This is a genomic window from Paenisporosarcina sp. P4_E4_2, assembly GCF_056401595.1.
Map to the genome: position 1 here is coordinate 1 of NZ_JBFUJC010000111.1, position 8,929 is coordinate 8,929.

Here is an 8,929-nt window from a genome sequence, read left to right on the forward strand (position 1 = left end):
GTCCATGTGACATATCATCCTTTCGCTTTACATCCATTTATTTTAACATAAGAAAAGCGTAAAGCGCCTCTCTTGCCTGACACAAGGAAATGAATAGGCTCTTAGCAGATGCAGAGAATGCTTCGCCTTTCAGAGCACTAAGTGACGCGTGGAGCTAGACATAGCTAATCTTGGATGAAACGAAATCCAAACCAATTTAAGACACAAAAAAACCCGCTCCATTTTATTGGAGCAGGCTACCGGCGATAAATGTTGCATCGTCACCATGTTTAATTGTTTGTATTAATGTTTGGTGCAAATCATAGGCTCCTGTACTACTTCTCATCGTGCTCTTAGGGTTTCCTAAGACGACACCATCGGAATGAAAAAGGAACAAATCACCCGGTTTATAGGAATAAATTTGAGTTCGAAGCTTTTGAGGTCTTCCCGATAAATAACCCATTACTGGTAGTGGGTAAATCATTTTATCGTCATCTCTTCTAGTCATATAAAACTTGATGTTTCCTACACAGCTATATGCAATGGTCTTAGCAGAAAAGTTGACTTTGGTAATCGCTACAGCAGCGCCACGTTTTTGGAACATTAATTTGTTGCATCTCAGCAATAATTCATCAATTGTTTCATGATGGTATTCGGCCAAAATCATCGGAATGATTTCAGATGATTGTCTCGCAATTGGTCCATTGCCTAAGCCATCAGCAATAGCACATAAAAAATACTCCTCATTCATATACGTGAAATACGTATCTCCCGATTCATTGTTTCCCTCTTTTGCTTCCTGATAGACGAATACCTCTAAAAAAGGATGTCGTATCGAGTTCATTACGACACTCCACCAGCTGCAAGAATTGCATCTTGTAACTTTTTAATAGCTTTTCGTTGTAATCGGGAAACATGCATTTGGGAAATACCGAGTTTGTCACCGGCTTCTTTCTGGCTTAACTGATCAATATATGTAAATTGGATGACTTGTTTCTCCCGTTCAGAAAGAACACTGAGTGCATTTGCTACTAACATACGCTGATCTGTTTTTTCATAACCATCATCTTGCTGGCCAATAACGTCAAATAAAGTAATGCTACTTCCATCCGAATCAGATTCAAGAGAATGGTCCATCGAAAGAGCTTGGTAGCTTTTACCCATTTCCATTGCTTCTAATACATCATCTTCATCTACTTCGAGATATTCAGCGATTTCAACGATTTTTGGTGAACGTTGAAGTTCTGTGGTTAACGTTTCAACAGCAGATTTTATTCGTGGTCCGAGCTCTTTAATGCGACGTGGAACATGTACTGCCCATGTCTTATCACGCAGAAAACGTTTAATCTCGCCAATTATTGTTGGAACTGCAAAGGCTTCAAACGTTCTGCCAAACTCAGGGTCGTATCGACGGATAGCACCAAGTAAACCTAACATGCCAACTTGTACAATATCTTCGTGATATGATTTCCCATTTGAATATTTCCGTGCAATGGACTCAACCAGTCGTTGATAATTTATCACCAGGTTGGTTTGAGCTTCTGCATCTTCAGACTCTTGATACGCTTTAATCCACTCGAGAATTTGTTCTTTAGTTTGATGATTAGGAGGAGATAGTTTCGACATTCTCTTCCACCTGCTCTTCTCCGACATACTTTGTCATAAAGACTGTTACGCCCTCTTGGTGGTGGACTTTCACTTCATCCATTAATGTCTCAATTAAATACAAACCAAGTCCACCTTCACGTAAAAACTGTACTTCTTGTTGTTCGTGATAAGGTCCAACTTTGGCTTTTGTTTCTTCAAAGTTAAAGCTTTTACCATGGTCTGATACCATGATTTCAATTTTGTCTGGATAGAGTGCACATCCGACAACAACTTCACCTTCATCAACTCCAGTGTAAGCATGTTGCACGGCATTAGTGATTGCTTCTGAAGAAGCGATTTTTAAATCTTCGATATCATCGTATGTAAAGCCAATTCGACTGGCCAATCCGGATATAGTTAAACGGGCAACACCCACGTATTGGGGTTTTGCAGGCACTCGAATCTCTACATAATCAAATGGTCTCATGATCAGTTTCCACCTTTATCGTCTGTCTCAATATCCATAATTTCACCAAGACCAGTTATATCAAATAATCTCTTTAGACGAGGCGATAATCCCGTTAACTTAACATGGCCGTTAATGGCATTAATATTCTTGAAAAACGCGACAATAACACCCAATCCAGTACTATCCATATATGATACATCCGACATGTCTAATTCTGCTTGCAAGCCATCATTAGGCTGTACAGTAGCTAATTTTTCACGAAGTATCGGTGCTGTAAATGCATCGATTTCTCCGCTAATAAAACCTTTAACGAAATTCTCTTCTTCTTTTATCACGACTTGAATATTCATCTATTGACACCCCGTCCATCCACTGTAACTTAATTGATAATTACTTAATACCACTTCGATATCTTTTTGAAACCTTTTAACATGTTTTTTTGAAAATAACGAGTGTAAAGTCATCACGAAGCTCAAAATTTTGCATTTTTTCCAGTTCTTTAAACACGGTATCTACAATTGTTTGAGCAGATTCGTGTCGTAATGAATAAATCAAAGACGCAATGATTTCCTGTTCAATGAAACCTTCATCCGTTCTGCACTCCGTCACACCATCCGTCATCATCGCAACAAAGTCGCCACATTCCATTTTGACATCGTGCTGTGTATAAGTGACATTCGGTACAACACCCAGCAAAAGACCTTTTGCATGAAGTTCAGAGAACTCTTCTTTTTGAGCATCGTAAAAAAGGGCAGGCTCGTGACCTGCCGAGGCGTATGTAAAGGTTGATTGTTCAACATTATAGCGACCGTAAAACATGGAGATGAACATATCGTCATTGACACTTTTCTCAACAATGCGATTGATAACATCCAATACTTTTTTTGGATCGGAAGTTGCATCCTGTAAACTGTCCATCCCATATTTGATCATGGACATGCATAGTGCAGCAGGAATTCCTTTACCGATGACATCAGCAACTGCAACGCCAGCATTATTCAAATCGTCGCTGAGAAAATAAATATAATCCCCATTCATTTTACGAGCCGGCACAGAAACAAGACCAATCTCCAAACCAGAAACTTTCGGAACAGTTGTTTTCAATAAAGTTCGTTGAACATTGGCAGCTAAGTCCATTTCAACCTTCATTTCTTCCTGCTGTTCCAACAAGCTCTGATGTTCTGCATGAGCAAGCCCATAACGGATCATCATTTCGATTAGCAAATCAAATGAATTCCAAACATTCATTGGCAACTCCGGAAACATTTCTTCTAGTGCTGCCTTATGTATGCTAATTACCTCTTCGGGAGCTATGTTTTTTTGTATAAGTTGACGGCTGAAGTTTTGACCTGCATATAAATTCTGCTCTGTTTGACGCATGACATATTGTCGGAGTATTTCCTTATATTGCCTTTCAATTTCTTGAGGCATTTAATCTAACCCCCTAACGAATCCACTTCGTCGCTTTTATTACGGTTCCTTCACCTAAAACTGTGTCTATTTTAAAATCATCCATTAAACGTTTTACTCCAGGCATACCAGCACCTAATCCACCAGAAGTAGAGAAGCCATCCTCCATCACTTTACGAACATCGGGAATTCCCGGTCCTTCGTCTGATGCAATAATAATAATGCCAAATGATCCGCCTTCTGATATACGTTCAATTTCGATTTTACCTTTTCCCGCATATAAGTAAATATTACGAGCCAGTTCACTGATTGCTGTTGTGATACGTGCCTGATCAACCGTGCCGAAGCCCACTTCTTTTGCTTCGTTACGACCAAGTTGTCTAGCAGCAACAATGTCCCACTCAGTTAAAATTTCTACAGAAGACCGATACCCCATACTTAGGCCTCCAATTCTCGTTGGAGTTTTTCAAGACCATTCTCTAAGTCTAATGCTGTCATCACATCATCTAAACGAATTCCCAATTCGATAAGTGTAATTGCTACCGCGGGCTGAATTCCTGTAATAACCACTTTGGCACCCATTAATCCAGACATACTGATGACATCTCCTAGAACTTTAGCGATAAAAGAGTCTATAAAGTCGATTGGTGTTAAATCGATAACTACTCCACGCGCACTTGTTTCATGCATCTTGGTAAGTAAATCTTCTTGGAATTGTAATGCAGTTTGATCATCAAGCTCCCATTGAATTGAAACAATCAGACAGTCTTTTAATTTCAAAATTGGAATACGTAAGTTCATTCCTCTTCCACCTCCACGATTTTGCGGTTTGTCCACGCCAATGCTTGTTCAACACCACGTTGCAAAGTGCTTGTAGTAGTGAAATCTTTCAAATTAATTCCTAAAGTGACGATTGTTTGTGCAATTTCAGGACGAATTCCGACCAACATACACTTCGCCCCAACTAAACGAACTGCGTCTGCTGCCTGAATGATATGATGTGCAACCATTGTATCCACAACTGGTACGCCCGTAATATCCAGCAACACGACTTCAGCACGATGTTTTACGACACCGTCCAACAAGTTTTCCATTATCAGTTTTGCACGCTCTGTGTCGATTGTGCCGACAAGTGGCATAACTGAGATTTTGTCAAAAACCGGGATCAATGATGCTGAAAGTTCCTGTAACGCAATTTTTTGCAATTGCACAGTACGTTCCCATGTTTTAGCATACGTTTCTACAATGCCATCACGCATAGGTGTAATCCAATTAGCGAAAACCAAAACATATTCCTTCATATTGCTCTCTGTGATGGTTTCATTTTGTTCCAACATATCGTATACAACTTGTGAAAAATGAGTGATTGCTTTCATTACAAAGCTGATTGACCAGCCAAATCGAACAACTTTGCTAGTAAATTCGTTCAGGCGATTCACATAGTTTTTCTCACCTTCAAATAGGTTGGAAATCATTAACTCTGCAAATTCACGACTTGTTTTGTCGATGACATCTTGCGACATTATTTGAAAGAAACGTTCCTCTGAATCGTCTTTCATTAATTCCTGCCATCTGACAAGTATTTCATCTATATTATCTTGAATGAATGTTGCCATCTGTTTATTCATATAGTTTGGTGAAGCCTCCTCGAATCAAATTCATATGTTCCTGCTATTGTATCTGAAAATTGCCAACTACACACGTGTTTTAAATTGGACCAAAAAAACATCGTACACAAAATCTGCGCACGATGTCCTTTATTATGTATGATTAAAACTTTACGAGGCCGAGACTAATTTCAAGCGCCTCATCTACTTCTTCCATCAGTACATCATCCAGCTGGGTAATTTTATCCGTCAGCCGCGATTTATCAATCGTACGCAATTGTTCAAGCAAAATAACAGAATCCCGTTCAAACCCATACTTTTTAGCATTGATTTCTACATGTGTTGGTAATTTTGCTTTTTGAATTTGCGCAGTGATAGCCGCAATGATGACTGTAGGGCTGAAACGATTCCCGATATCGTTTTGTATCACCAGAACGGGCCTTGTTCCACCTTGTTCAGACCCGACTACTGGTGATAAGTCAGCAAAAAAAACGTCACCACGTTTTACGTTCAAGATTTCATCCTCCGCTTACGAGACGCTCCACCGTATGCTCCGCTTCGTATTCCAAATGCAGACACTCGCTTGCAATTGACAAGTTGATATGGGACATTTCCACGTAGCCCTTGATCATCGCTTCTCGTATAAGATTGGGTTGAACATGTTTAATCACTTTTTTTGTCGAAATATAAACAAACTCTCCTGGCTCAGCCAGTTGTTGCTCTTTCTGTCTATCAAGATCGTTCACAAATTTTCGTGGGAGTTTTACGATAACTTCCTTTGTTTCTCTCTTTTCATTCACAGTCAACACCTCCGACAAACCCGTCCCTCTTTTCAATACTTTTCTATCTTACCATTCAAAACTTGGTATGAGAAGACAAAGAAGGAAAATATCTGACAATATTTTTAGTTTAGTCGGTTTATGTCGAACACTATTGCGGATATGTCCTTGGCACCCTATTCGTCAGTACACAAGGAATTTCGTACGATATTGTTTGCAGTTTCTGTGCCCACTCTTCAATGGTTACTAGTTCATTTCCTTGTCTTCCAATTAACACAACTGGTTCGCCAACCGGAACATGTCCATCCAGATGAACCATACACTGGTCCATACAAATTCTTCCGATGACCGGCAAGCGTTTTCCTTGRATCAATACTTCTTGTCCACTCAACCCCCGGAGCATACCATCCGCATAACCGATTGGAAGTGTGGCTATCCACTCTTCCTCATCGGCAGTGTAAGTAGCACCATAACTGATTGTAGAACCTTTAGTCACTTTTTTGACATGCACAACTTCTGTATGCAAACTCATTGCTTTTTCCAATGGAAAAGGAAGTCCATTATCAACATGTGCTGATGGTGATATTCCGTACATCGAGATCCCAAACCGTACTGCGTCAAATAGTGATTCTTTGTGCATCAATGCAGCTGCACTGTTCGCAGTATGAATACATCGTGGTTTTTCAGGAAAGCAATGCAAAAACGTTTTGAACTTTTCTAGCTGACGTGTAAATTGGTCCATATCTTTATCATCAGCCGTCGCATAATGAGTAAAGACGCCATCAATCACGACATCTTGTCGATGATTGATAGTTTGAATAAGCGTGCTTAATTCTGATTCCGTAGTTACACCTAACCTACCCATGCCAGTGTCAATTTTAATATGTATTTTCAGCTTTTTGGGTAAGGACGGAATGTGAAGAAACCAATCATTTTGAAAAACGGTAAGCATAATATCGTGCTGGCTGGCAGCATTTGCAAAGGATGGGGGAGATGCACCTAACACAAGAATGGGCGATTCGATGCCACTTTCCCGCAATCGAATCGCTTCATCTGGTGTGGCAACGGCAAGCATGCTTGCCCCCGCTTCTATTGCAGCAGTCGAAACTTCATAATCACCATGTCCATAAGCATTTGCTTTTACTACCGCGATCACATCACTAGATGGACCAATATGTTTCTTCAGATTAAGTATATTCATTTTTATTGCATTCAAATCAATTTGTGCGAATGTTGGTCGATAAAAATTAGCTGGTTGCATGGTTATACCTCATTTAAAGTACGATAGTTATAATAATTGTTTTATTTTAAATCATCTGCAGTCATCGATGAAGCCACTGTTATCATTTCTTCACGAGACATCGAATCTGATGCTAAGAAGAATTGAATGCCGTTCTGTTCCCAAGTGATTGATTGATCTGTGATGGCCCCGATTGCAAATCCAAGATCGGCAGGGTCGCCAGCAGCAAAAACAGGTACTAAGTCAACAGATTTTTTCGTAATTGGAGATTGAATGAGCGTAAACTCTTTTTTACCACCATACGTCATGATTACTCGTTCTTGTGTATCATTTTTAATCACTTTTTCCTCCAGCTTATCTACGCCTTCCCACTGTAAAGAAGGGTAATGCGTTTTGAATACTGGTACCTCAGCATCTTTACTTGCAGTTTCATTCTCTGTTTTTTCTTCAGAAGGCATCTCCGCTTTGTAATCGGCAGCACTTCTTGAAGTTCCTAATGTAATCTTATCAAAAGTAATCAAGATTTGTTCTTGTTTTTGATCATTTAAGATAGATACTTTTGTCGGAAGTAATGTTTTCTTACTGATATGGATTTGTTGTGTCGGCAACATTTTTTGATGACTGTTTCTAGTTTTTGTTTCAAAGATATACGAATTTTTGTTTTCTGTCATTTTTGACGCTTTATCCGCTTTAATATCTTGTGCTAAAGACCCGATTAAATAGGCTTGGCTATTTTTTTCCGGCCAATCACTCTGGAATTTGTAAGTCTTACCTAATGTAGGGGTAATCACAAATACGCCTTCTTTATTTCGAACAATCGTTTGTGAAACATCTTCTTCCGCTTGGCTAACTTTCACTCGGTAAAATTCTGGTTTTGTGTGCCACACACTGACATCGTAAAGACGTGGTTCAGAACCTGTACTGATTTGCATCTGTGCTTCTAACTCATACCCTTTCGTGTCARCCCATTTACTACTCAACTTCTTCAACACATCTTCTTTTGACTCTGCCCCACATGCTGTTAACAAAAGCATTAACAGTACAACTAACCCTGCAAATAAACGGCTACGCATAAATCCACCCTTTCTCATATCGATCCGTTAAAACATCTTATGAAAGAGGGACAGGGATTATTCAACCAATATTACTTGGGCTGCGGCGAATTGTTTTGTGTGTGTAATACTCACATGACCGTTGACTTCTTGTCCTTTAAAATACAGGACAGGTTTTCCCACACTGTTTGAAATCACTTCAATATCCTGAAAGCTGCAATGCTTGCCTATGCCAGTCCCTAATGCTTTTGCAAATGCTTCTTTCGCTGCAAAACGACCAGCTAAAAATTCAAGTTGTCTTGCTTCTTTCAAATTAGTAAAGCGCTCCAATTCACGTACAGTCAGAATACGGCTTTTAAATTTAGTCGTAAGCATATGTGCATCTTTGATACGTTCAATTTCTGTCACATCCAAGCCAATTCCTTTAATCATGCAACACTTCTCCTTTCAACCCATGGCATTTTCACGGTATAATATTTACATAGAAATTCGAGGTGAATTCATGTTTAGTCGTACAGAAAATTTTTCACAATACATTAAGTCTTACCCAGTGGTTTCTACAATTATTGCCCTTAATGTTATCATTCATTTGCTTACATTAGTCCCAGTCATTGGCCCAGTGCTATTTAATTATGGAGCAGGTGTCAATTACCTAATCTCCGATGGACAATGGTGGCGTTTCATCACGCCAATGTTTTTGCACGCAGGTTTAATGCATTTACTGTTCAATATGTTTTCACTATATTTGTTTGGACCTGAACTTGAAAAGCTTGCAGGAAAAGTCCGTTTTTTAACCATTTATTTCA

At 39.4% G+C, this 8,929-nt stretch carries 14 protein-coding genes; 1 reads left to right on the forward strand and 13 read right to left on the reverse strand.

What is annotated here, in order from left to right; translation table 11 throughout:
* Positions 1-223: 223 nt before the first annotated feature.
* From AC1DSB_RS09630 to acpS, 13 genes are all read right to left on the reverse strand, one after another.
* Positions 224-823, reverse strand: a complete 600-nt coding sequence (locus AC1DSB_RS09630) for a PP2C family serine/threonine-protein phosphatase (RefSeq protein WP_477530986.1) — start codon at positions 821-823, stop codon at positions 224-226.
* Complete coding sequence (gene sigB, locus AC1DSB_RS09635) at positions 823-1,605, reverse strand: RNA polymerase sigma factor SigB (RefSeq protein ID WP_016429766.1); 783 nt, start codon at positions 1,603-1,605, stop codon at positions 823-825. Before sigB ends, AC1DSB_RS09630 begins: the two co-directional genes overlap by 1 nt.
* On the reverse strand, positions 1,583-2,053 hold the full coding sequence (gene rsbW / locus AC1DSB_RS09640; RefSeq protein ID WP_016429765.1) for an anti-sigma B factor RsbW: 471 nt from the start codon (positions 2,051-2,053) through the stop codon (positions 1,583-1,585). Before rsbW ends, sigB begins: the two co-directional genes overlap by 23 nt.
* Before the next feature lie 2 nt (positions 2,054-2,055).
* Positions 2,056-2,385 carry an anti-sigma factor antagonist gene (locus AC1DSB_RS09645; RefSeq protein ID WP_016429764.1) on the reverse strand — a complete coding sequence of 110 codons (330 nt, stop codon included), beginning with the start codon at positions 2,383-2,385 and terminating at the stop codon, positions 2,056-2,058.
* Positions 2,386-2,461: 76 nt separating this feature from the next.
* Positions 2,462-3,466: a SpoIIE family protein phosphatase gene (locus AC1DSB_RS09650; protein ID WP_477530985.1), complete on the reverse strand. Its 1,005-nt coding sequence runs from the start codon at positions 3,464-3,466 to the stop codon at positions 2,462-2,464.
* 13 nt (positions 3,467-3,479) lie between these two features.
* A complete protein-coding gene (locus AC1DSB_RS09655) occupies positions 3,480-3,881 on the reverse strand; it encodes an anti-sigma regulatory factor (RefSeq protein WP_016429762.1) in 402 nt (133 codons plus the stop codon).
* Positions 3,882-3,883: 2 nt separating this feature from the next.
* Entirely contained in the window at positions 3,884-4,246 is a 363-nt protein-coding gene (locus tag AC1DSB_RS09660; protein ID WP_016429761.1) for an STAS domain-containing protein, read from the reverse strand.
* Positions 4,243-5,073 (reverse strand): RsbT co-antagonist protein RsbRA, encoded by an 831-nt coding sequence (locus AC1DSB_RS09665; protein WP_477530984.1) that lies wholly within the window; start codon positions 5,071-5,073, stop codon positions 4,243-4,245. Before AC1DSB_RS09665 ends, AC1DSB_RS09660 begins: the two co-directional genes overlap by 4 nt.
* A 142-nt stretch (positions 5,074-5,215) precedes the next feature.
* Entirely contained in the window at positions 5,216-5,566 is a 351-nt protein-coding gene (locus AC1DSB_RS09670; protein WP_016429759.1) for a type II toxin-antitoxin system PemK/MazF family toxin, read from the reverse strand.
* 4 nt (positions 5,567-5,570) lie between these two features.
* Positions 5,571-5,852: a hypothetical protein gene (locus AC1DSB_RS09675; RefSeq protein ID WP_036660331.1), complete on the reverse strand. Its 282-nt coding sequence runs from the start codon at positions 5,850-5,852 to the stop codon at positions 5,571-5,573.
* Between the two features lie 130 nt (positions 5,853-5,982).
* A complete protein-coding gene (gene alr, locus AC1DSB_RS09680) occupies positions 5,983-7,092 on the reverse strand; it encodes an alanine racemase (RefSeq protein WP_477530983.1) in 1,110 nt (369 codons plus the stop codon).
* Positions 7,093-7,133: 41 nt separating this feature from the next.
* Positions 7,134-8,144 carry a LolA family protein gene (locus AC1DSB_RS09685; protein WP_477586602.1) on the reverse strand — a complete coding sequence of 337 codons (1,011 nt, stop codon included), beginning with the start codon at positions 8,142-8,144 and terminating at the stop codon, positions 7,134-7,136.
* A 57-nt stretch (positions 8,145-8,201) separates the two neighbouring features.
* Positions 8,202-8,555 (reverse strand): holo-ACP synthase, encoded by a 354-nt coding sequence (gene acpS / locus AC1DSB_RS09690; RefSeq protein WP_477530981.1) that lies wholly within the window; start codon positions 8,553-8,555, stop codon positions 8,202-8,204.
* Positions 8,556-8,625: 70 nt separating this feature from the next.
* Between acpS and AC1DSB_RS09695 the strand changes: the two genes are divergently transcribed.
* Positions 8,626-8,929, forward strand: a 304-nt coding sequence (locus AC1DSB_RS09695) for a rhomboid family intramembrane serine protease (protein WP_477586604.1), incomplete at its 3' end; no start/stop codon positions are given.